Genomic DNA, 1,579 nt, shown 5'->3' with positions numbered 1-1,579 from the left:
GCGCCGGGGCTGCCGGTGGCGGGTGTGGCGAGGCCCAGGCGTACGAGTTCCTGGGGTCGTATCGTGCGGAAGCGGTGCTCGTCGAGGCTGGCGGTGGAGTTCTGGGCGAGGGAGGGGAAGGCACCGAGGACGTAGTCGCCGAGGTGGCTGGTGTGGTTGAGCAGCATCCGGACGGTGATCGCGTCGCCGCGCTCCCGGTCGGCGCCGGGGAAGAGGTCCGGCACGTACCGGGTCACCGGGGCGTCGAGGCTGATCCGCCCCTTCTCCACCTGCTGGAGGATCGCCACCGCGGTGAACGTCTTGCTGATGCTGCCGATGCGGTGCCGCATGTTCGGGGTGACCTTGCGGCCGGTGTCCACGTCGGCGAGTCCGGAGGCGCCCTTCCAGCGGTCGCGGCCCTCGCGCACGGCGGAGTACGCGCCGTACATGCCCGCCTCGTGGAAGGCGTCGAGCGTGCCGCGCAGGGCGGTGCGGTCCAGGGCGTCACGGGCGGCGGACCGGGTGGTGCCCGCGGCGGACGCCGTGGGCACGGCGGTGAACAGCAGCAGGGTGGTACCCACGGCTGTGCCCACAAGTCGCTTGATACGCATGGCTGTTCCTCCCGGATCCGGCTCTCGACGTCCTGAGTCTCGCCGGGACCGGTGAGGGTTACATCCTTCCGCTGGACGATCACCTTCACAGCGGTGCCATGACATCTGTCATGACGGGCCGTCAGCCTGCTGCCACGGCACCGCGAACGGAGGTGACCGCCGGAGTCAGTTGTGGGGGGCGGGATTCCACGTGCCTGTGCTTCCCCCTGTCGTCGCCGCCGACCGACAGCCCGGTTGCCGCCGGCCCACAGCGGGGTTGCCGCCCTACGCGCCCTGGGCCTCCTCCACCTCCCCGAACCGGGCCAGCGCCACGCCGCCCGCCACGCAGGCCACGAACCCGGCGGCCGCCAGGGCGCCGTACCCGTGTCGGGTGGTGTCGCCGAGCCACAGCACCCCGAACAGGCCCGGCCAGACGGTCTCGCAGATCACCATCGCCGCGGTGGCCGCCGTGACGGAGCCGGACTGGAGGGCCTGGACGAGCAGGAGATAGCCGCCGAGACCGGAGACGACCACGGCGTACGCCACGGGCTGGGCCAGTACGCCGGGCACGGACGTCTCCGGCAGCAGCCGGACGGCGGTCGCGGTCAGCCCGAAGCTGATGCCCGCCGCGGCGCCCAGGACGACGGCCCGCCCGCGCCGCAGCCGTCCGCCCACGAACCAGCCGAGCGCCACCACCAGCAGCGACACCGCCAGCGCCGTCACCCGCAGCGCCTCGTCACCGTCGCCGTCACCCTCGCGGCCGGCCGACACGGCCAGCGTGGCGAGCCCCAGACACACCACCGCCACGGCCGTCCACTCGCCGCGCCTCAGCCGCAGCCCGAGGACGAACGTCCCGACGACCGCCGTGATCGCCAGGGACGCCGCGACCGCCGCCTCGACCAGGAACAGCGGCACCAGCAGCAACGCCCCCACCTGCGCCCCGAACCCGGCCGTGTCCAGCCCGGCCCCGAGCAGGAACGGCCACCCCCGCAGCACCGCCACGACCGTCC

Annotated in this window: 2 protein-coding genes; both read right to left on the bottom strand. The window is 73.7% G+C overall.

The annotated features are described in order from the left end of the window. A partial coding sequence (locus AOK23_RS41230) for a serine hydrolase domain-containing protein (RefSeq protein WP_157878311.1) occupies positions 1 to 590 on the bottom strand: 590 nt, incomplete at its 3' end. 264 nt (positions 591 to 854) lie between these two features. Continuing rightward, positions 855 to 1,579: hypothetical protein (locus AOK23_RS41225; RefSeq protein WP_055717533.1), on the bottom strand; the 725-nt coding region annotated here is incomplete at its 5' end.

Source organism: Streptomyces torulosus (assembly GCF_001419765.1).
Lineage (GTDB): Bacteria > Actinomycetota > Actinomycetes > Streptomycetales > Streptomycetaceae > Streptomyces > Streptomyces torulosus.
The sequence above is the reverse complement of the archived record's forward strand: the minus strand, read 5'-3'. Positions and strand labels throughout refer to the sequence as shown.